Source organism: Arthrobacter sp. 8AJ, from assembly GCF_902506025.1.
Taxonomy (GTDB): Bacteria; Actinomycetota; Actinomycetes; order Actinomycetales; family Micrococcaceae; genus Arthrobacter.
Genome location: NZ_LR733289.1, coordinates 3,492,117 through 3,516,515, shown reverse-complemented (window position 1 = coordinate 3,516,515; position 24,399 = coordinate 3,492,117). Strand labels below are relative to the sequence as shown.

The 24,399-nt window shown below is 67.2% G+C and carries 22 protein-coding genes and 1 pseudogene; 10 read left to right on the top strand and 13 right to left on the bottom strand.

What is annotated here, in order from left to right:
- Window positions 1-122: 122 nt before the first annotated feature.
- The 7 genes and pseudogenes from BACI349Y_RS20560 to BACI349Y_RS16185 form a co-directional block, all read right to left on the bottom strand.
- Window positions 123-424: pseudogene (locus BACI349Y_RS20560) on the bottom strand (amino acid permease); the annotation flags it as partial.
- 45 nt (window positions 425-469) lie between these two features.
- Window positions 470-1,423: a glutaminase gene (locus tag BACI349Y_RS16210; protein WP_159633078.1), complete on the bottom strand. Its 954-nt coding sequence runs from the start codon at window positions 1,421-1,423 to the stop codon at window positions 470-472.
- Window positions 1,420-3,015 (bottom strand): PucR family transcriptional regulator, encoded by a 1,596-nt coding sequence (locus BACI349Y_RS16205; protein ID WP_159633075.1) that lies wholly within the window; start codon window positions 3,013-3,015, stop codon window positions 1,420-1,422. Before BACI349Y_RS16205 ends, BACI349Y_RS16210 begins: the two co-directional genes overlap by 4 nt.
- A gap of 243 nt (window positions 3,016-3,258) precedes the next feature.
- On the bottom strand, window positions 3,259-4,017 hold the full coding sequence (locus tag BACI349Y_RS16200) for a maleylpyruvate isomerase family mycothiol-dependent enzyme (protein ID WP_159633072.1): 759 nt from the start codon (window positions 4,015-4,017) through the stop codon (window positions 3,259-3,261).
- Window positions 4,017-4,841, bottom strand: coding sequence for a fumarylacetoacetate hydrolase family protein (locus BACI349Y_RS16195; RefSeq protein WP_159633069.1), 825 nt, complete (start codon window positions 4,839-4,841; stop codon window positions 4,017-4,019). Before BACI349Y_RS16195 ends, BACI349Y_RS16200 begins: the two co-directional genes overlap by 1 nt.
- Window positions 4,841-5,971 carry a cupin domain-containing protein gene (locus BACI349Y_RS16190; RefSeq protein WP_159633066.1) on the bottom strand — a complete coding sequence of 377 codons (1,131 nt, stop codon included), beginning with the start codon at window positions 5,969-5,971 and terminating at the stop codon, window positions 4,841-4,843. Before BACI349Y_RS16190 ends, BACI349Y_RS16195 begins: the two co-directional genes overlap by 1 nt.
- 108 nt (window positions 5,972-6,079) lie before the next feature.
- Window positions 6,080-6,886: an IclR family transcriptional regulator gene (locus BACI349Y_RS16185; protein ID WP_159633063.1), complete on the bottom strand. Its 807-nt coding sequence runs from the start codon at window positions 6,884-6,886 to the stop codon at window positions 6,080-6,082.
- 48 nt (window positions 6,887-6,934) lie between these two features.
- On the opposite strand from BACI349Y_RS16185, the gene BACI349Y_RS16180 reads away from it, so the two are divergent.
- The 4 genes from BACI349Y_RS16180 (at window position 6,935) to BACI349Y_RS16165 (ending at window position 11,293) form a co-directional block, all read left to right on the top strand.
- Entirely contained in the window at window positions 6,935-8,230 is a 1,296-nt protein-coding gene (locus BACI349Y_RS16180) for an MFS transporter (protein ID WP_159633060.1), read from the top strand.
- Window positions 8,223-9,470 carry an FAD-dependent oxidoreductase gene (locus BACI349Y_RS16175; protein ID WP_159633057.1) on the top strand — a complete coding sequence of 416 codons (1,248 nt, stop codon included), beginning with the start codon at window positions 8,223-8,225 and terminating at the stop codon, window positions 9,468-9,470. Before BACI349Y_RS16180 ends, BACI349Y_RS16175 begins: the two co-directional genes overlap by 8 nt.
- Window positions 9,471-9,588: 118 nt before the next feature.
- On the top strand, window positions 9,589-10,629 hold the full coding sequence (locus BACI349Y_RS16170) for an LLM class flavin-dependent oxidoreductase (RefSeq protein ID WP_159633054.1): 1,041 nt from the start codon (window positions 9,589-9,591) through the stop codon (window positions 10,627-10,629).
- A 37-nt stretch (window positions 10,630-10,666) separates the two neighbouring features.
- On the top strand, window positions 10,667-11,293 hold the full coding sequence (locus BACI349Y_RS16165; protein ID WP_159633051.1) for an alpha/beta hydrolase: 627 nt from the start codon (window positions 10,667-10,669) through the stop codon (window positions 11,291-11,293).
- A gap of 15 nt (window positions 11,294-11,308) precedes the next feature.
- On the opposite strand, the gene BACI349Y_RS16160 is transcribed toward BACI349Y_RS16165, so the two are convergent.
- From BACI349Y_RS16160 to BACI349Y_RS16140, 5 genes are read right to left on the bottom strand one after another with little or no spacing between them, the layout of a single operon-like run.
- Window positions 11,309-11,923, bottom strand: a complete 615-nt coding sequence (locus BACI349Y_RS16160; protein ID WP_159633046.1) for a TetR/AcrR family transcriptional regulator — start codon at window positions 11,921-11,923, stop codon at window positions 11,309-11,311.
- A 50-nt stretch (window positions 11,924-11,973) separates the two neighbouring features.
- Entirely contained in the window at window positions 11,974-13,155 is a 1,182-nt protein-coding gene (locus BACI349Y_RS16155) for an NAD(P)/FAD-dependent oxidoreductase (protein ID WP_159633043.1), read from the bottom strand.
- Complete coding sequence (locus tag BACI349Y_RS16150) at window positions 13,152-13,349, bottom strand: ferredoxin (protein ID WP_159633040.1); 198 nt, start codon at window positions 13,347-13,349, stop codon at window positions 13,152-13,154. The genes BACI349Y_RS16155 and BACI349Y_RS16150 overlap by 4 nt, the downstream gene beginning before the upstream one ends.
- Window positions 13,346-14,506 (bottom strand): cytochrome P450, encoded by a 1,161-nt coding sequence (locus BACI349Y_RS16145; RefSeq protein WP_159635789.1) that lies wholly within the window; start codon window positions 14,504-14,506, stop codon window positions 13,346-13,348. The genes BACI349Y_RS16150 and BACI349Y_RS16145 overlap by 4 nt, the downstream gene beginning before the upstream one ends.
- Before the next feature lie 53 nt (window positions 14,507-14,559).
- Window positions 14,560-16,284 (bottom strand): MFS transporter, encoded by a 1,725-nt coding sequence (locus BACI349Y_RS16140; protein ID WP_159633037.1) that lies wholly within the window; start codon window positions 16,282-16,284, stop codon window positions 14,560-14,562.
- A 200-nt stretch (window positions 16,285-16,484) separates the two neighbouring features.
- Here BACI349Y_RS16140 and BACI349Y_RS16135 point away from each other — a divergent pair, with 200 nt between their 5' ends.
- The 6 genes from BACI349Y_RS16135 to BACI349Y_RS16110 all read left to right on the top strand — a co-directional run bounded on the left by BACI349Y_RS16135 (window position 16,485) and on the right by BACI349Y_RS16110 (window position 23,309).
- Window positions 16,485-17,498: a phosphotriesterase gene (locus BACI349Y_RS16135; RefSeq protein ID WP_236560863.1), complete on the top strand. Its 1,014-nt coding sequence runs from the start codon at window positions 16,485-16,487 to the stop codon at window positions 17,496-17,498.
- A 37-nt stretch (window positions 17,499-17,535) separates the two neighbouring features.
- Entirely contained in the window at window positions 17,536-18,489 is a 954-nt protein-coding gene (locus BACI349Y_RS16130; RefSeq protein ID WP_159633033.1) for a phosphotriesterase family protein, read from the top strand.
- Between the two features lie 67 nt (window positions 18,490-18,556).
- Window positions 18,557-19,684, top strand: coding sequence for an FAD-dependent oxidoreductase (locus BACI349Y_RS16125; RefSeq protein WP_159633030.1), 1,128 nt, complete (start codon window positions 18,557-18,559; stop codon window positions 19,682-19,684).
- A 4-nt stretch (window positions 19,685-19,688) separates the two neighbouring features.
- Window positions 19,689-20,636 carry an alpha/beta hydrolase gene (locus tag BACI349Y_RS16120; RefSeq protein WP_159633026.1) on the top strand — a complete coding sequence of 316 codons (948 nt, stop codon included), beginning with the start codon at window positions 19,689-19,691 and terminating at the stop codon, window positions 20,634-20,636.
- Window positions 20,633-21,601, top strand: a complete 969-nt coding sequence (locus tag BACI349Y_RS16115; protein WP_159633023.1) for an MBL fold metallo-hydrolase — start codon at window positions 20,633-20,635, stop codon at window positions 21,599-21,601. Before BACI349Y_RS16120 ends, BACI349Y_RS16115 begins: the two co-directional genes overlap by 4 nt.
- The gene (locus tag BACI349Y_RS16110) at window positions 21,594-23,309 is read left to right on the top strand and encodes a CocE/NonD family hydrolase (RefSeq protein WP_159633020.1); all 1,716 of its coding nucleotides are present in this window, start codon (window positions 21,594-21,596) and stop codon (window positions 23,307-23,309) included. The genes BACI349Y_RS16115 and BACI349Y_RS16110 overlap by 8 nt, the downstream gene beginning before the upstream one ends.
- Here BACI349Y_RS16110 and BACI349Y_RS16105 read toward each other — a convergent pair whose 3' ends face one another.
- Window positions 23,310-24,365, bottom strand: a complete 1,056-nt coding sequence (locus BACI349Y_RS16105) for a LacI family DNA-binding transcriptional regulator (protein ID WP_159633018.1) — start codon at window positions 24,363-24,365, stop codon at window positions 23,310-23,312.
- Between the last annotated feature and the right edge of the window lie 34 nt (window positions 24,366-24,399).

Sequence of the window (24,399 nt, the reverse complement as noted above, 5' to 3'; positions counted from 1 at the left end):
CATCGGCGTCACAGCCGCACGGAACATCCGGACACGGTCTTCCCAACGCGTGATGAACACTTGCCGAAAGCATGTTTAACCCCGGCGCGTGGGAGCCCGCTCTGACTTCGAGGCACCCTAANGAGCCCGAGGAGGGCCGGTGCAGGACCAGTTCGCCCAGGGCGCGCAGGATCAGGAACGCGAAGAACCCGCACACCGCGTACGCGATGACCAGGGACGGGCCCGCGGCGTTGAGCCGGCCGCCGGCGCCCAGGAACAGGCCGGTACCGATCGCACCGCCAATCGCGATCATCTGGATCTGCCGCGGCTTCAGGTTCTTGTGGTAACCCTTGTCCTCCGCGTGCAGGGAGGTCTCGGACGCATGCGCGTGACCACCATCAATAACGTGGTCGAACTCAACCTCTTCATTGGGGTTGTTGGGCATGGGTATTCCTTTCGATCCGAAAAAGATCTTGCTGGATGGGGAAACTTAGAAGACTGACCAGCCGGTGCGGTCGGAGAGGTCGGCCAGGGCTGCGGTGCCGGCAAGGGAATTGCCCTTGGCGTCCAGCCGCGGACTCCAGACGCAGATGGCGCACTGCCCCGGGACGATCACCAGGATCCCGCCGCCTACTCCGCTCTTGCCGGGCAGGCCCACCCGGTATGCGAATTCGCCGGCGGCGTCATACATGCCGCAGGTCAGCATGATGGAGCCGATCCGCTTGGCCTCGCTGGGGGACAGCACCCTGCCGGTTGATCCCTGGCCGTCGTTGGCAAGGAACAGGCCGGCACGGGCCAGCTGGACGCAGGTCATCATGATGGAGCACTGGCGGACGTAGTTCTCCACCACGACGGCGGCGGGCTGGGTGAGGTTGGCAAAATCCTTGAGGAAGTGCGCCAGGGCCAGGTTGCGGCTGCTGCCGGCCAGCTCACCGTCAGCAGCGGCTTCATCGATGAACGGTGCGTGGGAGCCTGGCTCCGCCTCATGGCTCCCCGCTTGTTCGGTGAGGAACCGCAGGAGCTGCGTGGCGGCGTCGGGCGTCTCTTCCAGCAGGTGGTCGGTGACCACCAGGGCGCCGGCGTTGATGAACGGATTGCGCGGGATGCCCTTTTCGGCTTCCAACTGGACCAGTGAGTTGAAGGACGTTCCGGAGGGTTCGCGCAGCACCCGGGACCACAGGGCAGCGGACCTGCCGCCCTGCAGGGCCATGGCCAGGGTGAACACCTTGGAGATGCTTTGGATGGAAAAGGGAACGCCGGCGTCCCCGGAGCTGAAGACCTCGCCGGAGGTGGTGGCGACGGCTATGCCGAAGCGGTCGAACGGGACCGTGGCCAGGAAAGGGATGTTTCCGGGAACGCTGCCCGCGTTCTGCCTGGGCCGGTGGCGCCGGACGATGTCCTCAAGGAGGAGGCCCAGGGGCGGTGCGCTGAGTGTGGTGCTCATTTCCTGCCTGGATTGTCGGTGGAGGCGGCCCACTCCTGGAGATGGAGCAGGGCCACCAGTGAGTCGCGGGGGTTGCCGAAGTCCAGGCCGGTGACCCTGGCTGCTTTGGCAACGCGGTAATAGACGGTGTTTTTGTGCAGGTTCATGTGTTTGGCGCATTCGGAGACGTCGAAGCAGGCGTCGAAGTAGGCCTGCAGGGTTGCTGCGAGTTCGGCATCCTCCTGGAGCAGTGCCGCCATGCTGCGGTGCCGGAAGGGTGAGCTGTGGAAGTTCCGTACGGCCTCGCGGTAGAGGATTTCCGCCTCGAAATCGTCAACGGTGGCCACCGTGCCCGGTGTGGCGTTCCGCACGCAGGCCAGCAGCGCTTCCGTGATGCCGGTGACCCCGTGGATGGACAGCAGGTCCGGCGCCAGCGGTCCGACGGCGGCGAAGGGAATGATGCCCAGGTGCTTGCGGGCATCCTTGACCACCGCTTCGGCAAGTGCCCTCAGCCCCGCCTCCGCCGTGCTGGACTGCAGGTCCGGCAGGATAATGGCCGTGTCACCGTTGAACTGGCCCACGACGGCGGATGCCTTGTACGCGGCGGCGTGAATGGAGGCCAGGTTGGCCAGTTCGCCGTGCTTGAGCGCGGCGTCGTCGGCCCGGGAGTCGGCGTCGGACATGCCGATCAGGAGCAGTGCCGCGGGACGCTCCGAGGGGATCTTTCCGCTGTGGGCGCTGGCGGCGGCCTCGGCGGGACCTGACAGGATCCGTGCCACCCGGTCCTCCCGCATGTGGACGGACTGCTGGTTGCGGTAGCGGATCAGTTCGGCGGAAACCCTGGCTGCGGATCCGGTGAGGACGTACTCCACGTCGGGGCCGAAGCCTTCTCCGGTCTCCTGGAGCCAGATGTAGCCCATGATCCGCTCCCCGGCGAAGAGTGCGATGGCCACCCGTTCACGCAGCCCGTCCTGGGGCCGGGCAGGCACGCGGACCGGCTGCCGGGTGCGGTGGAGTTCGCGGTATGCACCCAGGTCCTTGAGCAGCAGCTCGTACTTCCGCGGGCCGCGGCGGGACAGAATGGACGCTTTGCGGAGCTCGTCGATGTCGTTGGTGACCGTGGAGTACGCCAGGACCTTGTTGGCCGCGTCCTCGATCAGCACGTGGCTGGAGGTGAGCCTGGCCGTGGTCTGGGCGATGGCGAACAGGTCTTCCTCAAGCAGGGTGAGGACTTCGCTCTCGTAGCTGCGTGGCTGGATCCGGTCCTTTGCGATGGACAGCAGGCGGTCCCAGTCGGCGGCGGGATCAACCAGGAGGAGGCCCGAGCCCGCCGCCTGCAGGAGTTCTTCCGCTTCGGCGAGGTCTTCGCGGTCGCCCTTGACGGCTACCACCGGGGGCGGGTCCTTCAGGAGCCGCCGGAGCGCCGGCAGAGCGGAGCGGCCGCGGACACCGATGAGCAGGACAAACGCGCCGGCAGCCTCGACGGACTCGTCGTCGGCGTCGACAATAAGGAACCGTTCAATGGCCGGCACCGAAGGGGCTGGACGGAGGATGAGGCTGGCGAAGCCAAGGGGGAGATCCGAGAGGATGTCATCCACCGTAACCGCGGCCATGGGTTTTCCTTTTGCGTCGATCCCGCCGGACGGCTCTGTCCGGTCACCTCATGCTATCCAGCAGCCGCCGTCCTGATTATGGGCCCGGTCCCAAACGCGGACACGGATTTTTGGTTTGCGGCCCGAGGCGAAGGCCGGCTGCGTGGGAGGAGTCCGGCGGGCAACGGCAAAGGCGGGCCAGCGTAAGCTGGCCCGCCTTGGGTGCGGTGTGGCAGATGGCTTGCCCGTGCGCCGGATCTGCAGCTAGATCCAGGCCGGGGCCGGGGGCGCGGGGGTGACCGATCCGCCGTCGTGCTGTGCCGTGGTGCCGTCCGTGCCGCGGCCGGTGGCCCACCGTGCAATGGCGGCCAGGGAGCCGGACACCATGGTGGGGGAGGCGGCTGCCGTGTCACCGAAGACCAGCGCAGAGGGTTGGCCGGTGACCTTGACCACGAGGTCCTTGTCCGTGCCGCGGGTGTGCCAGGCGCCGGTGATGTCCGTGAGGAGCCGTTCCAGGACGGGTGCGGGGATGTCCCGGAACGTGGCCCCGTTGTCCAGGTCAACGGCGTGCACCCACACTTCCCTGGTGCGCATCCAGACGGTTTCTTCGGCCGGGACGGTCCTGCCCTGGACGGTCTTGACCTTGTGGTGCCAGTTGTCAGCCGGGAGGTCGCGCCACTCGACGTTCAGGTGCACGGCGGAGTGGTCGAACAGGTTCCGCAGCGCGATGGGACTGAGCGTGGCGCCGAAGTCGATCTCGTGGTTGCGGACCTCCACCGAGGGGTACATGGGGGTCTCCACGCCGGTGGCTGCCCATTCGACCAGCCGTGCCACGGCCCGCGCGTTGTAGCCCACGTGGGCCACAACGTGGCGGCGGGTCCAGCCCGGCAGGAGCGAGTCCCCGTCCAGTTCCGCGTCCGTGAGCTCGTTGAGCTTGCGGGCGAAGAACGCGGTGCCGCGCCGGGCCTGCAGGAGCCCGTCGAGCAGGACGGGATCGGTGGTCTGGTCGTGGCGGGCGACCATCAGGCTTCCTTGACCACGCGGTTGGTCAGCTGGCCCAGGCCCTCGATGGTGGTGACCAGGACCTGGCCCTCCTGCAGGTAGCGCTTGGGGTCTTGGGCGTGGCCCACGCCGCCGGGGGTGCCGGTGGCGATCACGTCGCCCGGGTTCAGGGTGATGATGGTGGAGATGTAGGAGACCAGGAACTCAGGGGTGAACACCAGGTCCGAGGTGGGGGTGGACTGCTGGACTTCGCCGTCCACGGCGGAGGTCATCAGCGGGCCGGCGGTGAACTCGTCCTTGGTGACCAGGGCCGGCCCGAACGGGGTGGACTTCTCCCAGGTCTTGCCCTGCAGCCACTGGATGGTCCGGAACTGGTAGTCGCGCATGGAGACGTCGTTGAGCACGGAGTACCCGGCGATGTGCTCAGCGGCTTCGGATTCGGGGATGCGGCGGCCGGCCTTGCCGATGACGACGGCGAGTTCGGCTTCCCAGTCCACGGTGTCCGATTCCTGCGGCAGGGCCAGGTCGTCGTTGGGGCCGATCAGGGATTCGGCGTATTTGGCGAACAGGGTGGGGTGCTCGGGAACCTCCCGGCCCATTTCCTTGATGTGGTTGCGGTAGTTGTGGCCCACGCAGATGATCTTCCCGGGGGAGGGCACGACGGCGGCGAGGTCGGCGCCGTCCACTGGGTGCGTTGCGCCGTTGGCCGCCTTGGCGGTGGTTTCCCAGTTGGGGTCCTTCAGCAGGGCCCCGACGTCGGAGAAGCCCGGGATCTCGGTGAGGGTGTCGCCGTCCTGGCGGACCGCCTTGGTGCCGTCAGCGGTACGGAGGGTGAGGAGTTTCATTACTTGGTGCGTCCTTCGATGTAGGTGCGGTTGAAGTTCAGGCGCTCAAAGATGGGTGCGTCGCTGAACCGGAACAGGTCAAACTCGGATTCGGCCTGCAGGGACCAGGCTGCCCAGGACGGGACCACGAACAGGTCGCCCTTGGCCAGGACCCTGGTTTCGCCGTTGAGCGTCACGGTGCCGGTGCCTTCGAAGACCTGCCAGACGCTGGAGCCCACCTCGCGGACGGTCTCGGTCCAGGCGCCGGCCCGCAGGCGGTGGAACTCCGCGCGGATGGTGGGCATGACATCCCCGCCGGTGGTGGGGTTGGTGTACCGGATGGCGGCGTGGCCCTGGGACACGGTGGCGGGGTGGCCCTCGTCCTCCAGGAGCAGCTGCTCGCGCAGGGCGGCGTCGGTGTACTTCCACCGGTAGGCAGCGATGGGGGAGTTGGTGGTGTTCTCCAGTCCGGAGAGCGGGCGCAGGCCGGGGTGGGCCCAGAGCCGCTCGGAGCGGGAGATGTCCGGCGTGGCCTCGTCCGTGACGCGTTCGGTGCCGAATTCGAAGAACCCGGCGTCGGCGTAATGGACGAACGGGATGTCCAGGCCATCGATCCACGCCATGGGCTCATCGGTGTCGTTGTGGTGGCCATGGAAGTTCCAGCCCGGGGTGAGCAGGAAGTCGCCGCGGGACATGCGTACGGGATCGCCGTTCACCACGGTCCACACGCCTTCGCCTTCGACGACGAAGCGGAAGGCGTTCTGGGAGTGGCGGTGCTCGGGGGCGGTTTCGCGGCCGCCCAGGTACTGGATGGCGGCCCAGAGGGTCGGGGTGGCGTACGGGGTCCCGGCCAGGCCGGGGTTGGCCAGGGCGATGGCCCGCCGTTCCCCGCCGCGGCCCACGGGTACCAGGTCGCCGGCGCGGGCGGCGAGCGGGTACAGGTCATCCCACCGCCATACGTGCGGTACCGCCTTGGGGGACGGGACCATGGGCATCAGGTCCGCGATCTCCGTCCACAGGGGAATCAGGTTTTCCTTGTTGAAGTCCTTGTACAGCTGCTCGAGCTGGGCAGCCTCCTCGGGGGTGGGCTCGGGAACATGGTGTTCCTGTGCCACGGATTCGTGCGTTTGGTTTTCAGCGCTGATCGACACTGGCCTTCTCCTTGCGTGCGGACTGACTGCGACGTGGATTCGACCCTAAGGAATGAGCGCTGTGATCCCCAGCATATTCTGTAGAGCAGAAAGAGCTGCCAGTCGTGGTCAGCCGCCCGCGCCGCCGTCGGCCGGATTGGCCGCGATGTCCATCTCCAGTTGGCGCCGGGTTTCCATCATCACGCCCACCAGCCCTGCGTCGAACAGTGGCCGGAACCTGGCCACCGGAGTGGCGACGCTCAAGGCGCCCACCACCATGCCCTTGCCGTTGTGCAGCGCCATCCCGAAGGCGCTGATGCCCTCCTCGGTGCCCTCGAAGTTGGCAGCGAATCCGTTGGCCCGCACCGACTCAAGTTCGCGCAGGAATGCCGGGTACTCGGCGTCGGGAAGGTAGTCGCCGGCCAGCTCCGCGTTGGGGCTGCGGAACAGCTGTTCCAGCGCGGCCGGTTCCAGCTCCGCCAGGATGGCTTTGCCTCCCGATGCCTTGTGCGCCGGGAGCAATGTCCCCTGGCGGTCGCCGACACGCAGGATGTTTGAGCTTTCCACCGTGTCCAGGAACCGGACCTTGGTGCCCACCCGGATCATCAGGTTGACGGTCTCGTTGGTGCGGGCGCACAGGACTTCCATGTGTGGCCGGGAGATGTCGCGCAGCTGCCGGGTCCAGCTGAACCCGGCAGGGCCGGCGCCCATCGCCGGGCCCGGCACGTAACGGCGCGTTTCGTCCTGCACCGCGAAGCCGCGGTAGACCAGCATGGCCAGGAGCCGGTGGGCGGTGGACGGGGCCACGCCCAGCTCCGCCGCGGCGTCCTTGAGCCGCAGGCTGCCCACGTCCCGCAGGAGCTGCAGCAGCTGCAGGGCGTTGTCCACCGCCTCAATGGAGTAGGTGGGCTTCCGTCGGGCCGGAAGATTCTGCATAACAGAATCTTATGTGCGGAGCGGTATGGCTGCCAGCACAGTGGTGGGATGAATCACACAACTTCCGCTGCAGCGCCGCAGCGCACGGCCGCCCCCGCCCCGGGCGCCGGCCGTTCCGGGTTTCCCCGGCGTTCCGTGCTTGCCGTCCTGGTGTGCTGGCTGCTGGTCGTTTTCGACGGCTATGACCTGATCGTCTATGGGACGGTCCAGGGCTCGCTCATCAGCGATACCGGCTGGGGCCTGACCAAGGCCACCGCCGGCACCATCGGGTCGATGGCCTTCATCGGCATGATGATCGGAGCGGTCTTCGCAGGCCGCATGTCCGATAGCTGGGGCCGCCGGCGCACCATCATCGGCTGCGCCGTCGTGTTCTCCCTCTTCACCATCCTCTGCGCCTTTGCCCCCAACGCGCCCGTCTTCGGCGGCCTGCGTCTCCTGGCAGGCATTGGCCTGGGCGGCCTGGTGCCGTCGGCCAATGCCCTGGTGGCAGAACTCGTTCCCGAAAAGTGGCGGTCCACCATCGCCACCCTGATGATGTCCGGCGTCCCCATCGGCGGTTCCATCGCCGCCCTCGTCGGCATTCCGCTGATCCCGGCCTTCGGCTGGCCGGTCATGTTCCTGGTCGCCGTCGTCGCCCTGGTGGTGGTCATCCCGCTGGGCATCCGCTACCTGCCGGAGACGCTGGCACCCGGCTCCAAGGGCGCAGCCCAGGGCAGCACCGCCAAGGACGCCGTGGGGTTCGGATCCCTGCTCCGTGCGCCCTACCTCGGCACCAGCCTGTTGTTCGCCATCGGCACCCTGGTGACCCTCTTCGCCTGGTACGGGCTGGGCACCTGGCTGCCCAACCTCATGCAGCTGGCAGGCTACAACCTCGGATCCGCCCTGACGTTCGCCCTGGCCCTCAACCTGGGCGCGGTGGCGGGCTCGGTGCTCACCGCCTGGGCCGGAACCCGGTTCGGCCCCATTCCCACCGCCATCGCGGCAGCGGCCGTGGCCGCCATCGGATTGCTGGTCCTGGTGACCGGGCCGCCGGTCGCCGTCGTTTACCTCATGCTGGTGCTTGCCGGCGTGGGCACGCACGGCACCCAGTGCCTCATCATCGCCGCCGTGGCAAGCCACTACCCGGCGCACCTGCGCGGCACCGCCCTTGGCTGGGCGCTCGGCGTGGGCCGGATCGGGGCTGTAGCCGCCCCGCAGGCCGGCGGGCTCCTGCTCGCGGCGGGGCTGGGCGTCAACTCGAACTTCCTGGCATTTGCCGGAGCAGCCGCAGCAGCAGCAGTCCTGCTCGCAGCCGTCGGTACCAAAATCAAGAAATCAACAGCAGTAGGAGTTTCCAATGTCTAACCTCAAAGGGTCCACCGACGTCCTGGTAGTGGGCGGCGGCATGGCCGGACTCGCCGGAGCGCTGGCGCTTCGCGAAAACGGCGCCGACGTCACCCTGGTTGAAGTGGCACCCGCCTTCGGCGAAGTAGGCGCCGGCCTGCAGATGGCCCCCAACGCTTCCCGCGTCCTCAAGCGCTGGGGCCTGCTGGAGAAGGCGCTGGAAATCGGCGTCCAGCCCAAGCACCTGGTGTTCCGCGACGCCATCACCGGCGAGGAACTCACCCGCCAGAGCCTGGGCGGCGAGTTCGAGGAACGCTACGGCGCCCCCTACGTGGTGATCCACCGCAGCGACCTGCACCGGATCCTGCTCGAAGCGTGCCAGGAAGCCGGCGTCACTTTGGTGAACGACGTCCTGGTGCAGAAGGTGGAGACCGACGGCGACCGGGCCCGCGCCTACACCGCCAAGGGCGAGGTGTTCGAGGCTGACGCCATCCTGGCAGCGGACGGGCTGAAGTCCACCCTCCGCGCCACCGTTGCCAACGACGGCCCCGTCAACTCCGCCTACGTGGCGTACCGCGGCACCGTGCCCATCACCGAGGAAACCCCCGCCGCGGACCTGGAGGACGTCATTGTCTACCTTGGCCCGAACTGCCACCTGGTCCAGTACCCGCTCCGCAAGGGCCAGCTGCTCAACACCGTGGCAGTGTTCAAGTCCCCGTCGTTTGAGCGCGGTGAAGAGCAGTACGGCGGCGTGGACGAACTCCAGGCTGCCTACAAGGACTGCGTCCCCGCCGTGCAGGAAGCCCTGAAGAACCTGGCCACCGGCATCCGCTGGCCCATGTATGACCGCAACCCGATCGAGAACTGGGTCTCCGGCCGCATGGCACTGATCGGCGATGCCGCCCACCCGATGCTGCAGTACCTGGCCCAGGGCGCCTGCCAGGCACTCGAGGATGCTGCTGTGCTGCAGGACGCCGCGCAGCACAAGGTCTTCACGCCCGAAGGCATCGACGCCGGGGCGTGGGAGGATGCCTTCCGCGAGTTCAACGAAACCCGCGCGGCCCGCACCGCCCGCGTCCAGACCACCGCCCGCATCTGGGGCGAGTCCTGGCACGTGGACGGCGTGGCCCGCGTCCTGCGGAACATGCTGTTCAAGAGCCGCGGCGACAACAACTTCCAGTACAACGACTGGCTGTACGGCCGCGACGTGCCCGGCGCCCCGGTGGAGGCTCCTGCCGGCGCCAAGCTCGTGGGAGCCTAAGCACCACGATTCACAGGCGGGTGTACGACGGCGGGTGGCTCCCGGCGTCGTACGCCCGCCTTTTCGGATGCAAGGGAAGGTGCAGGAATAGATCTACAAAGTTGAATGTTCAACCAATATGGACTTTGGCATTTTTACTTTTGGCGAACTGTCGCGCAACGGACGAACCGGGCTGGCCCAGTCGCCGCACCAGCGGCTGGAAGAAATCATTGGGCTGGCCAAGCTGGCCGACCAGGCGGGCATCAGCTTCCTGGGCCTTGGCGAGCACCACCGCAGCGACTTCGCCTTGTCCGCCCCCGAGATGGTGCTGGCCGCGGTTGCCCGCGAGACCACCAACCTGAGGCTGGGCACCGCCGTTACCGTACTCTCCACCCAGGACCCGGTGCGGCTCTTCGAACAGTTCGCCACCCTGGACCTGGTTTCCGGCGGGCGCGCCGAGATCATCGCCGGGCGTGGCGCGTTCATTGAGTCCTACCCGCTGTTCGGCTACGACACCGCCGATTACGACGCCCTCTTCGACGAAAAGCTGCGCATGCTGCTGGAGCTTCGGGACAACGCCACCCTGACGTGGCAGGGCACATTGACCCAGACCATCCCCGGCATGGAAATTGCCCCGCGGCCGCTGCAGGAACAGCTTCCCGTCTGGGTGGGAGTGGGCGGTACGCCAGCCAGCTTTGCCCGCGCCGGTCGCCTGGGCCTGCCCTTGTTTGTCGCGCTGCTGTCCGGACCCGAAAGGTTCCGCCGCCTGTTGGAGCTGTACCGGCACACCGCTGCCGAGGCCGGGCATGACGCCGCCGCCCTGCCGGTGGGTGCCGGCGGCCACTTCTACGTGGCCCCCACCTCCCAGCAGGCACGCGACACTTTCTACCCCTATTACCGGGCGTATTTCGAGCAAAACATGCCCCGCCCAGTAGACCACTTCCCGCGTTCAACCTTCGATGACTGGTCTGAACCCGGCGGCGGCCTGCTGGTGGGGAGCCCACAGCAAGTGGTGGAGAAGATCCTGGCCATCCATGAGGCACTGGGCACCAGCCGGTACATGGCGCAGATCGGACTGGGCGGGCTGCCGTTCGCCGAAACGGCGCGTTCCATCGAGCTGCTCGCCACCGAGATCATGCCCGCAGTCAACCGGGAAATCGGGGCCCCGGCCCCCGCCTGACCCAAGCCATTTCCACCACCAACACCGAGGACACGATATGCACGCACCGTTCGCCGAACCCACCGTCGCCTGGCAGAGCCCCGACGATCCCAACCGCCCGCTCGTGGTGCTGCTGCACGGGCGCGGATCGGATGAATCGGGAATCATCGGACTGGCCAACCACCTTCCCGCCGGCCCCTCCTACGCAGCTGTCCGGGCGCCGATCCCGGCAGGGGGCGGGTTCGCCTGGTTCGCGAACCGGGGGACAGGCCGGCCCGTCGCCGAGTCGCTGGCCCAAACTATGGAATGGTTCCGGACCTGGCTGGAGCCGATCGCGCCGGAAGGACGGCCGGTGATCCTGGTTGGCTTCAGTGGCGGTGCGGCGTTCGCCGGCGGGCTGCTGCTGGCTGATCCGCAGCGTTTCGCGGGCACCGCCGTCCTTTACGGGACGCTGCCGTTCGAGGCTGGCGTCCCGACGTCGCCCGACCGGCTTGCCGGCGCCCCGGTGTTCCTGGCCCACGGTGAAGCTGACACCGTCATCCCGGCTGACCTGCTGGGCCGCACGTGGGACTACCTCCTGGGCGCTTCCGGGGCGGACACGCACGCCCGCAAGGACCCGGGCGGACACGCCCTCACCGCGGAAACCGCCGCCGAACTTGGTGCGTGGATCACCGAACGGGCCTAGCTTCCCCTGCCCTGGTCAGCCTTCGTCGCAGAGCAGGTGGTACCAGCTGTCAGCCAGTACTTCCAGTGCGTGCTCGCGGTTTGGTTCCATCTTGCGGCGGGTCCACAGCGTGGCCACGTAGTCGAGTTGAGTGAAGGCCAGGGTGCCGCGGATGTGGCGGGTTTCCGCGGCAAAGCGCCCGGCGAGCTGCATGCCGCGGACCATGTCCGTGATGACTTCCTCATGCCAGCGTTCCACCATGGTGCGCACCTCGGGGTCCACTGCCGCGGCCTCGTCCAGGACATCCAGGTAGGGGCGGAAGACCGGCCACAGCGCTGCCCGGGATTCCAGCCAGGACAGGATGCCGGCCAGCTTGCCGTCCCGCACCACCTGCACCAGGTCCGGAGCGGTTGATCCGCTGTCGGGTCCGTCGGCGCGCTCCAGGACCGCGTTAACCCGGGCCATGAAATCCCGCATCAAGTCTGCGCGGGTGGGGTAGTACGCGTAAAAGGTCACACGGGTGGTTCCGGCTGACGCGGCGATTTCATCAATGGTGGTCGCGGCGTAGCCCTTTTTGGTGAAAAGCTCCAGCGCCCGTTCCACGATGGTGTCCCGGGTGAGCTGCTTCTGGGCTTCGCGCAGCGATGGCATAGCGTCAATCCTAACGTGGAGTCCGGGCGCTGGAACCGGAGGTGGTGGCCTCAGGCCGTCACGGGTTCGGCGGCCCAGGCCACCTGTGATCCCGTGTTGGCCAGCCGCCGCAGCTTGGGAATGGGGATGCGGTAGTTGATGGCCGCGGCGGTTCCGGAACCATCCGCATGCTCCCAGCGCAGCAGCGCCGAAGCGGCCCCGGCGCCCTGTTCCCGGAAGTCCGGCGCTCCTTCCACGGGCGTGAAGCCCACCGACTTGAGCGACAGTCCAAAGGCTTCCGTCCAGAAATAGGGCTGGAATTCCAGCGGCGGTGCTTCATCCCCCAGGAGGAGGCCGACGGCGGCGGCCTTGGCCTGGTCGATCGCACTGGTCCACAGCGGTACCCGGCTCAGTCCCCGCTGGGTGGGAAAGAATGCCACGTCGCCGGCTGCGACAATGTCCGGGCGCACGCGGCCGCGGGAATCGACCCGCAGGACGCCGTCCGTGAGCAGGCCGGAGCCTTCCAGCCATTCGACGTTCGGCTCGTCGCCGACCGCGCTGACCAGCAGGTCCGCTTCCAGGACCGTTCCGTCGGCCAACGCCACCTGCGGCGTGGTCCCTGACCGGATGAGCCGGGCCTTGGAGCCATTGACGATCCGCAGCCCGCTCGTGCGCGCCGCCGCGGTGAAAATGCCGGACAGGTGACTGCCCAGCTGCCGCACCAGCGGTTCGCCGTCGGTGACCAGGGTGACGTCGCAGCCGCTGTGCAGGCAGCCGGAGGCCACTTCCATGCCGAGCGGGCCACCGCCCACCACCATCACCGACGGCCTGCCGGCCACCAGTTCCTTCAGCCGGACGGCATCCTCCAGGGTGCGCAGGGTCAGCTCGCCGTCGTAGCCTGCCTCTGCGCTCCCGCCCAGCCGCCTGGCACGGGAACCGGAAGCAATCACCAGCCCGTCGTACGGCAGGCTCCCGCCGCCGTCGAGCATTACCCGGCGCGCCCCGGCGTCGAGCCTGGTGGCGCTGACGCCCAGCCACTCGTCCGCGCCGTGCGTCGGTGCGGGGAGCTCGTGTGCCGCCAGCCCGTCGCCGCCGTGTAGCAGCGCCTTCGACAGGGCGGGCCGGCTGTAGGGGGAGTGGCGCTCGGCGCCCACCACGGTTAGCTCGCCGTCGAAGCCCGCTGCCCGCAGCGAGTCGCACGCGGTGAGGCCTGCGATGCCGTTGCCGACGACGACGATCCGCCGTGCCGTCACACCGTCACCAGTCTCAGGGCTGCTACGGGGCAGACGCGGACTGCGGCCTTGGCCGCCGCGACGGCCTGGTCCCCGTCCACTTCAGGGACATCGATCACCAGCTCGCCGTCGTCGTCCAGGTGCATCAGCGCCGGCGCTGCTTCCTCGCAGAGGCCGTGGCCCTCACAGCGCGGCCGGTCCAGTTCGATCCTCATGCTGCTTCCACCTCCAGTACCTGCAGCTGTTCGAAGCTCCTGGTGATATTGCTCGGAACCCGGTACCCGTCGCCCAGGGACAGTGATTTCACCCGCCGGGCCAGGGCTTCAACGATGGCGTGCCCTTCCAGGCGTGCCAGTCCCTGGCCGGCGCAGCCGTGCGGACCGTAGCCGAAGGAAAGGTGGTCCACCGGGTTCCGGGTCACGTCGAAGGTGTCCGGGTTGTCGTAGTGCCGGTGGTCCCTGTTGCCGGCACCCAGGAGGATGCCGAGCTGGGCGCCTGCCGGAACGGTCACGCCGTCGAGCTCCACCTCGCGGGTGGTGGTACGGCCCCAGATGTGCAGGGGAGTCCAGTAGCGAAGCACCTCGGCGAAGGCCGCGGGAACCAGTTCGGGGTTGTTGCGGACCAGCTCGAGCTGCTCCGGGTGGCGGCCAAACAGGGCCACGATGTTGCCGATGGAGGCGATGGTGGTGTCGACGCCGGCACCCAGGTATTGGTGGATGATATGGCCTGCGGAGCCCTCGGGGATGTCCCCGCGGGCTTCGGCGTCGAAGATGCCCCGGCCGATGGAGCCGGGCGCCAGGTCCTCCGCAGTGACCGACGAGCACCAGCCATAGAGTTCGCCGGCGATGGGGAAGCTCTCCTGGGTGCGGTGGTTCAGCGGGCCGATCACCTGCATGGCCGCCTGGCCCCAGCGCAGCATGTTCTCCTTGACGTGGCCGCCGAACCCGATCAGGTCCGCCACGATGTCCAGCGGGAAAGCGCGGGCCAGGGAATCGATGGCCTCAAACGAGCCGGTGGACACCAGTTCGGCCACGAGTTTGTCCGCCTTCTCGTCAATGGTCACCTTGAGACCGCGGAGGGCCCTGGGCGTGAGGTTCGCCGAGAGGGTGGCCCGCAGCTGGGTGTGCATGGGCGGATCCGAGGCCAGCGACGTGCCCTGCAGAGCCTCGTTCACCATCGGGTTGAACCCGAGGCTGGTGGACGAGAAGGATGCAGGATCCGCCAGGACGTCGCGGATGAGGTCGTAGCGGGTGACGGCGTAGAGGTTGTTCTTCGGCAGGTGGACCACGCCGCCCAGTTCACGCAGTGCGGCGTAGGTGGGGTAGGGGTCCACGGTGATGTCGTCATCCCAGATGTCGATATCGGATTCCATGGGGTTCACAGTTGTCTCCTTGCGGATAGATGGGGTTTCCGGGCCTGGACCGTTCATGCCTGGACGGCCTCGGCGTTGGCTTCTGTGGTTTCGGCGATGGCATCGGCCGTCGGGGCCGATGAGCGGGAGCTGATGAAAAGGGTCAGGACGGCGGACAGGACGGCGGCGATGCCCGCCGCGAGGTAGACCGCCTGGAAACCCTGGCCCAGGGACGTTCCCGCTACCCCCTGGATCTGGGGCTGGACCGAGGCCAGGGCCTTCGCCATGCCGTCCACAGCCTGGGCGGGGGCACCGCCCGCAGCGGCCTGGCCGGAGAACTGGGCAACGACGCCGTCCCAGCCGGACAGGTAACCCAGCGGCGGTACGTGCGAGAGTCCGGCCACGGCCTCGGCGGGAAGGCCCGCTCCGCCCAGGATTCCGGCCAGGGGGCCTGCGAAGGCGGTGGCACCAACGCCGAACGCGATGGCTGATCCGATCACCGGGCCCAGGGCGAAGCCCAGGTCGCGCAGCAGGTTGGTGGTGGCGGACGCCATGCCGATGTGCTGCGGCGGTACGGTGTTGATGGCCACTGCGGTGATGGAGCCTACAGTGAGCGCGAAACCGATGCCCAGCAGGAGCAGGGGCGGGATGAACGCGGTCCACGGTGTCCCGCCGAACGCCTCCGGGACACCCAGCGGGATGGTGGACAGCCAGAAGGCGGAGACTGCCATGAAACCGAAGCCGGCCGTCAGCACCCACCGTGGTGCCACATGGTGGATCAGCCAGCCCACCACCGGAATGAAGGCGAACGCCGGGCCCTGGATGAAGACGAACAGCACGCCCACCTTCCAGGCCTCAGCCAGGGCAAGGCCGCCCACGGCGACGCTGGTGCTGTAGCAGACGGCCAGGAAGGCGAACATGCCGGTGACGGCCACGATTCCGGTGATGAAGTAGGCGCTGTTCCGGAACAGGGACAGGTGGACCAGGGGCTGGTGCGTCCGTGTCTCGATCACCACGAAGGCAACCAGGAGGGCAGCACCCACAACGTAGCTGGCGATGACCTCGGCGCTGCCAAATCCGGCGTCGACCGCCTGCACGGTGGCAAAGAGCACCGCAATCAGGCCCAGCGCCAGGGTGGCCTGGCCGGGCACGTCGAGCTTCCGCCCTTCAGCGGCAGCGGAGTCCTTCGCCCGGGTGGCCATGACCAGCACCACGACGGCGATCACGGCCGCGATGTAGTAGGCGACCCGCCAGCCGCTGAAGGCATTGGGTGAGCCTGCCGCGGGCCCCGGGACGGTGAACGCCTGTGACGTCAGGCCCGCCAGCATGGGCGAGATGACCGCGCCCAGCGACAGGAAACCGGCCCAGGTGGCGATGACCTTGGCCCTCGCCCGGTGGTCCGGGGTGATGGCCGCAATCATGGAGAGCGAGATGGGAAAGAGGATGCCGGCGCCGATGCCGCCCACGGCCTGGGCCGCGATCATCATTTCCGTGTTGACTGCCAGTGCCGCCAGGACGGATCCCGCGATGCTCACGGCCGCGCCGGCGTACAGCAGCTTCCGGCGGCCGAACAGGTCACCCAACAGGCCCCAGCTGAGCTCGAACACAACGATGCCCATCATGAACATGCCGGCGATCCAGGTCAGCCCGGCGCCGGAGGTCCGGAATTCGACGGCGAAGGTTCCGTTGAGTGCGCCGGGGAGGGCATTGGTGATTTGCGCGAGGGTCACGGCGCTGTAGGCCGCGATAAAGGTGGCACGTACCGAGCCGCGGCTCGAAACGGTGGGGGTCAGGCTCATCGATGAAACTCCCTTGTTCCATTGCGAAGTTGAGTGTTGTTTCCAACAGTCTGTAGTGATCCATTACACAGTGTCAAGGAAAATTCGCAATAAAAGTTTCCTTGACACTCTGTAAAGAAATGTGTGATGCTGGCTACACCGCAACGAGCGAGGGCTCGGCGGGACCCCTACTCAAGCACCCGGATTCAAGGGAGAACTTCGTGAGCATCCATCCGGCCGCCAATTCTTATGGCGCCCCCGTCCCCACCCAGGAACAGGGCACCGTCAACACGGTCCTGGGACCGGTTCCCGCTTCTGAACTGGGCGTGGTCGCCATTCATGAAGCGCTGCTGTCAGTCCTTCCGGGAGCCCAGTATGCCCCCGATATTTCAATGGACCGGGCGGACATCTTTGCGGCGCTCGCCGAAAAGCTCAGCGACTTCCGCCAGCACGGGGGCCAGGCGATCGTCGACAGCACCGGCATGTTCCACGGCAGGGACCTCAAGCTGTACGAGGCACTGTCCCGCTCCACCGGCGTGCACATCATCGCCTCCACCGGCCTTGGGCCCGAGGAGGAGCTCGGTGGCTACTTCCTGACGCCGCAGACCAACCCGCCCACCCCATGGCCGGCCGAAAAGTTCAGCGGTCTCTTTGGCAAGGAAGTCACCGACGGGATGGTGGTCCCGAGGGTTGAACGCCGCGCGGCTGCCGGAATGATCGCCACAACTGCTGACCGGGCCGGCATGACCCCCACCGAGGAAAGCCTCTTCCGCGGATCCGCGCGGGCTGCCCGGGAAACCGGCGTGCCCGTGTCCATCCGCTTCGGCGCCGATGCCCTCCATGACCTGGACATCGTCCTGGACGAGCAGCTTCCCGCGGACCGCGTGCTGGTTGGCGGCCTGGACCGCCTCGACGCCGCCGGCGCCGCAGGCAAAGTGGCCGAGCGCGGCGCCTTCGTGGGCATCGATCACGTCGGCCTCAACGACCACCCCGGCTACCTCACGGACCACGGCCGGGCCGAACTGGTCCTGGAACTCGTCGGTGCCGGCCATGCGGACAAGATCATCCTTTCCGGCAATTCCATCGGAGTGGCCAAGGGCCTGCCCGAATACAACCTTCCCTACAGCCATGTCCTGGCTACGTTCGTTCCATTCCTTAAAGCCCGCGGCCTGGCCGACGACGATGCCCGGCGCATCCTCGTGGACAACCCCCGCGCCCTGCTGGCAGTCCGCTGACCACGCTTCCATCACCCTCCAAACCCGAGGTAGAACAATGACCAAGGTCAATACAGTGCTGGGAACCATTCCGGCCGAAGAACTTGAAATCGTGGCCGTCCACGAACACATCGGCTACGGCATGCCCGGATCCGAGCTGGACACCAAATGGTGGAAGACGCCGGAACAGGCCTACGAGGAAACCGTGCCCAAACTCCGGAAGTTCCGTGAATACGGCGGCGGCACCATGGTGGACGCCACCGGCATCTGCAACGGCCGCGACATCGACTACTACAAGTCCCTGTCCCGGAAGACCGGCGTCAACATCGTGGCCTGCACGGGCTTCGTGGGCGGCGACACCGCGCTGCCCCACTTTTCCCGCGCCACGGTTGACTACCTGGCCAAGGTCTTCATCCACGAAATCACCGTCGGTATCGGCGATACCGGCGCCAAGGCCGGCGTCATCAAGGTGGGCGTCAGCCGCGGCGGACGCATGACGGACCTGGACAAGCGGATCTACCGGGCCGCGGCCCGTGCCGCCGTCGTCACCGGAGCCCCGATCCTGACCCACCTGGCCATCGACGCGGAACCGGCCGTGGCCATCTTCAAGGAAGAAGGCCTGCCGCTGGACCGAGTGCTGTTCGGCCACGCCGACGACGGCCTGAACGCGCCCATCACGCCGCACGACTGGATCTACGAACAGGGCGGCCGGATCGGCTTCGACACCTTCGGGTACGACCTCGAACTTCCCGACCCGCCCTTCTGGGGCCGGAAGCGCGCCGAACGCATGGAGCACTTCGTCAAGCTCGTGAACAAGGGCTACGCGGACAAGCTCCTGGTCTCCGCCGACGCCAACTGCAGCCCCCTTGGCTGGCCCGGCGTGAAGGGCCACACCATCAACTACATCTTCGAAGACATGATCCCGGACATGCGCGCCGCCGGCATCGACGACGCCACCCTCAAACTCCTGCTCCAGGACAACCCGGCCGACTTCCTGTCCCTCCACGCCTGACCCGCACAGGCCACCGCTTCCTCCCACTTCCCCAGGCCTTGCCTGGCCCACGAAAGAGACTTATCCAATGAAGGCTGAAGACCTCAAGAACCTCAAGATCGCCATCATCGGCGCAGGTTTCGGCGGCGCTGCCGCGGCCAAGGCACTGAGCCTGCTTGGCGCAGATGTCAAGGTTTATGAGCAGGCTCCCCAGATGGGCGAGGTCGGCGCAGGCATCGGCCTGCGCCCGGCCACCATGGCCCGGTTCCGCCAGTGGGGCATCTTCGACGCGATCGCCAAGGTAAGTACGGCAAGCGACTACTTCGAAATCCTGTCAGCCACGGGTGATCCGATCATGAAGGATACCTGGCCGGAATTCGGCGAAGAGAAGCACACGTACCTCATCCACCGCCGCGACTTCATCGATGCCCTTCTCGGTGTCCTCCCCGAGGGCATGGTGCAGTTGGGCCACAGGCTGGAGAGCATAGAGGACAAGGGCGGCAGCTCCGTCCTGACCTTTGCCAACGGCGAGACCGCCGAGGCTGACCTGGTGGTCGGCGCCGACGGCATCAAGTCTTCGGTGCGCGAGCAGCTTTTCGGCGACAAGGGCCCGGTGTTCTCCGGCGAGCATGCCTACCGCGTGGTGATCTCGGCCGACGACGCCCACGGCATGGTGACTGACGACAACCTGCGCATGTACATCGGCAAGGGCACCAAGGTCTACCTGCTGCCACTGCGCCACCGCAACCAGATGTCGTTCGACATCACCGCCCTCAACCCGGACGGCACCTGGGCGCCCAGCATCACCAAGGAAGACCTTCTGAAGACGGTGGAAGGCTTCGATGAGCGCATCGTCGGCATTGCCCGCGGCCTGGACATGGACAGTGTGAATATCCGCGCCGTCTACGACATCGACCCCGTGGACACCTGGCACACCGACTCGGTGGTGCTGATGGGCGACGCCGCCCATTCGATGCTCCACCACCAGGGCCAGGGCGCTAACTCAGCCATTGAAGACGCCGGAGCGCTGGCCGACGCACTGGCCCAGGCCGGCTCGGTCAAGGAGGCATTGGCCATGTTCCAGGCAACCCGCAAGCCCGTCACCGACGAGCTGCAGCGCATCTCCCGCCAGGGCTGGAGCGAAGAAGAGGTCAACGACGTCTTCCCGGGCCAGAAGCCAAAGTCCCAGCAGCCCGCCGCCGTGGCGCAGGCCTGAGCCGATGTCGCTGCATCCCGAAATTGCCAGGATCCTCGGCACCCTCCCGCCGCTGCCGCCGGGTCCGTTGAACCCTGAGGCCATGCGTGCCGGCGAAGCAGCGCAGGTTCCGCCGCTGGAGGACCGGCTCCCGCTGCACGCCGTCGAAGACGCCACTGCCGTGACTACGGCCGGCGACGTGCCCATTCGGATCTACACACCAGTCGACGCCGACGCCTACGGCCTGCTGGTCTACTTCCACGGAGGCGCCTTCTTCCTGGGCAGCCTGGACACCCACGACCACGTGGCGCGGGCCCTGGCCAAGGAAACCGGCCACAAGGTCATCTCTGTTGGCTACCGGCTTGCCCCCGAGTCCGCCTTTCCGACGGGCCTCGAGGACTGCTACGGCGTTGTCCGCTGGGCCGCCGGGCACGGCGACACCCTGGACTGGGACGGAAAGAACCTCGCCATTGCTGGCGACAGCTCGGGCGGAACCTTCGTGGCCGCCGTCGCTGCCAAAGCCCACGACGCCGGGTTCGACCGGATCACCCACCAGGTCATGTTCTACCCGTCCCTTGACCTGGACTTTGACGAAGACCGGTACCCCTCGATGCGGGAGAACGCCGTGGGGTACGGACTCGAAACTGCGGGTTTGAAGCCTTTCAACTCCTTCTACCTCGAGAACGGCGCGGATCCGGCCGATCCCTTGGTCTCGCCCATCAAACGCGGGGACCTCACCGGGCTTCCGGCGGCGCTCATCATCACCGCCGAGCACGACCCCCTGCGGGACGAAGGCGAACTGTACGGCCGACGGCTTGAAGAGGCCGGCGTGCCCGTCACCGTCAGCCGGTATGCCGGGGCCGGACATGGCTTCGTCCAGCACTTCTCCTGGCTCCCGGAATACCACCGGGCCTTCGAAGAGACGGCGGGGTTCCTGAACGGCTCACCAGTAAAAACGGAGGCCGGGCAATGACCCCACCTGTCGCTGTCCATCCGCTGGTCTCACCGTGGGGCCGCTTCGGCCTGTACAGCTTCTTCATTGATGCTCCGGAGCCGGCCATCGTGGATACCGGAATCGCGTCGTCCCCCGCGGAAGGAATGGCGCCGGCACTGGAGGCGATCGGCCGCCGGATCGAGGACGTCCGCTGGATCCTGCTTACCCATGGGCACATCGACCACATCGGCGGCGCGCACGCGCTGTGGGAGCTCACCGGCCGGCGGGCCAAGGTGGTCATCCACGAAGCCGATGCTCCGATGCTCCGCGCACGCCAGGCGCACGTGGACGAGTATCTATCCGGCCGGGGACAGTATCTGCAGGACCCCGACGGCGAAGCGAAGCAGATTGGCGCCGCCAACGCCGTCATCTCGGGGGAGATGGAACCGTCCATGCTGGTGCGCGGCGGTGAAACCCTCTCCCTGGGCGGTGACGTCACGGTGTCGGTGCATTCGATTCCCGGCCACACACCCGGGTCGGTGGCCTACGTCATCGACGGGCAGGATGACGTCTTCGTCGGAGACGCCGTGCAGGTCCACGGTGCGGCCAACGGATTCCCCGGCTACGTGGACCCGTCCGGCTACCGTTCCAGCCTGGAGTACCTGCGGGACGAGGTACGCCCGCGGCACCTGTACCTGGGGCACCCGTACCGCCGTTCGGACGGTACACCCTACGGTGTGGAACTGGGTGAAGACCAGGCACGCGAGGCCCTTACGGAAAGCCTGGCCATCGAGGCGCGCGTCGGCGGGGCCGCCTGCGGCTGCCTGGCTGCCGGCCTCCAGGAAACGCAGTCCCCGTACTCGCCGTTCGCCCCGGTTGCCCGCGAGCTTGATTACGACGGCGATCCCACCCTTGAGCCCTCGCCGTTCTTCACCACCATGAACGGCTACCGCACCCAGTCCACCACCACGCCTTTCCAGAGGAGCGTTCGCAACCATGGCTGAGTACCAGACGATCGACGCCGGCGGGCAGAAAATTGCCGTCCGCAAAGACCTGCGCGTCCCCATGCGGGACGGGGTTGAACTTGCCGCCGACGCCTACCAGGGCACCGACGACAAGCCGCGCCCCGCACTGGTGGCATTGAGCCCGTACGGCAAGGAGCTCCAGGCCCTGGCTCTGACCACCCCGCCGCAGCGCCGCCCCAGCCCCATGTGGGACGGCTGCATCGAAGCCGGCGACATCGCCCGGATCGTCAAGGAGGACTACGTCCACGTCATCGGCGACCTGCGCGGTTCCGGACACTCCGGCGGCGAGCACATCGGCAACTACAACGCCGGGGGAGTGTCCCTGGGCCAGGACGCGTACGACTTCATCGAGTGGGTGGCGGCGCAGCCCTGGTGCGACGGCAACGTAGGCATGGTGGGCATCTCCTACTTCGGGTCCATGCAGGTCCTCGCCGCCGCCGAACGGCCGCCGCATTTGAAGGCCATCTTCGTCTCCGGCGGACACTATGACTTCTACGAGACCACCTACCACGGCGGCGTCATGTGGTTCATGCCCCGCGCTGCCCGTGAAGGCAGGGGAGGGGACTCGGGCTGGGCCTTCACGGACCGGGTGAAGTCCCGGATGGTGGAGAAGTACTCCCCGGAGGAACTCAAGGAGCTCGTGGCCAAGCGGCTGCAGGACCCGGACGTAGCGGCGTGGCCCAACCTGGTCCATGTCCTGAATTACCCCACCAACCACGAGGCGTGGTTCGACATCGTCATGAACGAGCTCGACGGCGACTGGTACGAAGAGCGCAATCCCATCACCCTGGCCCCGAACATCGACATCCCCGTGTGGCTGCAGCTGGATCAAGGCCGCGGCTGGACGCTGGATGGCACCATCGAGCTGTTCAACGCGCTCAAGGGGCCGAAGAAACTGGACATCGGCCCGTACCCGCCCATGCAGTCCCGGCCCTTCATCGAAGAGCACGACAAGATGTTCCGCTGGTACGACTACTGGATCAAGGGCATCGACAACGGCGTGATGGACGAACCCGCCGTGTCCGTCTTCGTGGAAGGCTCCCGGGACGTGGTTACCGCCGAAGCGTGGCCGCCCAAGGACGTTGACTACCGGGCCCTCTACCTGCGCCCCCGGCACAAGCTCGCCACCGAACCGGAGCTGATGGGCACCGAACATGCGGCCCCAGACGGCTTTTACCAGGCGCCGCTGACGGTCACCGACAAGGTGCAGATCGTGAGCTGGAGCACCGAAACGTTTGAAGAACCCACCGAGATGATTGGTACCGGGGCGGCGCACATCTTCGCGGAGATCGACCAGCCGGACACCAACTTCATCCTGCGCCTGTGGGATGCCGCGCCGAACGGGAAGCGCCAGCTCATCACCACCGGCTATCTGAAGGCTTCCCACCGCGAACTCGATGACCGCACCACCGAGGGCAACCCTTACCACCCGCACACCCGCGCAGTTCCCGTGGAGCCCGGGAGGATCGAGGAATACGTGGTGCGCCTCTACCCGTTCGCCAACACCTTCAACCCCGGGCACCGGCTGGTAGTGGAGCTGTCCAACGGCGAGCCGCTCGCGGACGAACACAACTCGCTGCTCCCGCCCGACGCCTTCCACCTCCCGGTGGGCAGGCCGGTCACCCACAAGATCTACCGCGACGCGCACCACCAGTCCCGCTTGGTCCTGCCGTTCACGGTGGGCTGATCAGGCCGGGGCTGGGCCTGTTGATTCCCTGACGGTCAGGTGCGTTGGCATGACGGCGAGCTGCCTGCTGGCACTTCCGGACAGCGGGTTGAGCTGCGCCAGCAGCATGGACACGGCCACCCTGCCGGCCTGCTCGATAGGGCTGGAGATCGTGGTCAACGGAGGGTTGCAGAAGTCCGCGCCGAAGATGTCGTCCGAGCCAATGATGCTCATGTCGGCAGGAACCCGGATGCCGCGGGCCTGGAGGCGCTGGAGCATGCCGATGGCCAGCAGGTCGTTGAAGACGATGCATGCCGTTGCCCCCGTCCTGACGGCCGCATCCGCCGCCGCCGCGCCGGACGTGGTCTTCGGGGCGTAGGGGCCGATCCGGTGGACCTCCATACCCCGTTTGGTCGCGTCCTCCTCGAAGACTTTCCACCGCATCTGGTTGGACCAGGAGGTGGGCGGTCCGGCCACATAGCAGACTTTGTGATGGCCCAGCGAGGCCAGGTGCTCAAGGGCCTGGATGATGGCAGAGGGAGTATCGATCATCACCGTAGGGGCACTGGTGGAGGCGCGGTTGAAGGTTACCAGGGGCTGCGACTGCGAGACCTCCGCAAGCTGGGCGTCCGTCAGGCGTGACGCGGCCAGGATAAAGCCGTCCGCGGACTTGCGCATCTTGTGCAGGGCATCGAGTTCCATCTCACTGGACTCCTCTGTGTCCACCAGGAGCTGGGTGACGCCGGCCGCCTTGAGCTGGTGCTGTGTGCCGCGGATGATGTCGAAATAGAACGGGTTGGTGATGTCGGGGACCAGGACAGCCACCGCGTTGGTCCGTCCGGAACTGAGGCCGCGGGCCTGGGAGCTGGGCACGTAATTGAGCTCCGCGGCAGCTTCCTCGATCCGGATCCGGGTCCGCGGGTTGACCCGGTCGGGCCGCGCGAGGGCCCGCGACACGGTGGAGGTGGCCACTCCGGCGAGCTCTGCCACGTCCCGGATGGTGGGTGGGCGGTCCCGCCGGGTGCCCGCGTCAAGGCCTGCCGGGACTGACGACGCCGTGGTTGCTGGGTCTGCCATCGCTGGGCCTTCCTCGCGGACCGGGATAAAACCG

Coding starts and splice junctions, on each gene's coding strand:
- BACI349Y_RS16110 (WP_159633020.1), top strand. CDS start 21,594: ATGGCTGAGTACCAGACGATCGACGCCGGCGGGCAGAAAATTGCCGTC.
- BACI349Y_RS16140 (WP_159633037.1), bottom strand. CDS start 16,284: ATGAGCCTGACCCCCACCGTTTCGAGCCGCGGCTCGGTACGTGCCACC.
- BACI349Y_RS16195 (WP_159633069.1), bottom strand. CDS start 4,841: ATGAAACTCCTCACCCTCCGTACCGCTGACGGCACCAAGGCGGTCCGC.
- BACI349Y_RS16125 (WP_159633030.1), top strand. CDS start 18,557: ATGAAGGCTGAAGACCTCAAGAACCTCAAGATCGCCATCATCGGCGCA.
- BACI349Y_RS16165 (WP_159633051.1), top strand. CDS start 10,667: ATGCACGCACCGTTCGCCGAACCCACCGTCGCCTGGCAGAGCCCCGAC.
- BACI349Y_RS16130 (WP_159633033.1), top strand. CDS start 17,536: ATGACCAAGGTCAATACAGTGCTGGGAACCATTCCGGCCGAAGAACTT.
- BACI349Y_RS16180 (WP_159633060.1), top strand. CDS start 6,935: ATGAATCACACAACTTCCGCTGCAGCGCCGCAGCGCACGGCCGCCCCC.
- BACI349Y_RS16160 (WP_159633046.1), bottom strand. CDS start 11,923: ATGCCATCGCTGCGCGAAGCCCAGAAGCAGCTCACCCGGGACACCATC.
- BACI349Y_RS16105 (WP_159633018.1), bottom strand. CDS start 24,365: ATGGCAGACCCAGCAACCACGGCGTCGTCAGTCCCGGCAGGCCTTGAC.
- BACI349Y_RS16150 (WP_159633040.1), bottom strand. CDS start 13,349: ATGAGGATCGAACTGGACCGGCCGCGCTGTGAGGGCCACGGCCTCTGC.
- BACI349Y_RS16145 (WP_159635789.1), bottom strand. CDS start 14,506: ATGGAATCCGATATCGACATCTGGGATGACGACATCACCGTGGACCCC.
- BACI349Y_RS16210 (WP_159633078.1), bottom strand. CDS start 1,423: ATGAGCACCACACTCAGCGCACCGCCCCTGGGCCTCCTCCTTGAGGAC.
- BACI349Y_RS16170 (WP_159633054.1), top strand. CDS start 9,589: ATGGACTTTGGCATTTTTACTTTTGGCGAACTGTCGCGCAACGGACGA.
- BACI349Y_RS16120 (WP_159633026.1), top strand. CDS start 19,689: ATGTCGCTGCATCCCGAAATTGCCAGGATCCTCGGCACCCTCCCGCCG.
- BACI349Y_RS16200 (WP_159633072.1), bottom strand. CDS start 4,017: ATGGTCGCCCGCCACGACCAGACCACCGATCCCGTCCTGCTCGACGGG.
- BACI349Y_RS16175 (WP_159633057.1), top strand. CDS start 8,223: ATGTCTAACCTCAAAGGGTCCACCGACGTCCTGGTAGTGGGCGGCGGC.
- BACI349Y_RS16205 (WP_159633075.1), bottom strand. CDS start 3,015: ATGGCCGCGGTTACGGTGGATGACATCCTCTCGGATCTCCCCCTTGGC.
- BACI349Y_RS16115 (WP_159633023.1), top strand. CDS start 20,633: ATGACCCCACCTGTCGCTGTCCATCCGCTGGTCTCACCGTGGGGCCGC.
- BACI349Y_RS16185 (WP_159633063.1), bottom strand. CDS start 6,886: ATGCAGAATCTTCCGGCCCGACGGAAGCCCACCTACTCCATTGAGGCG.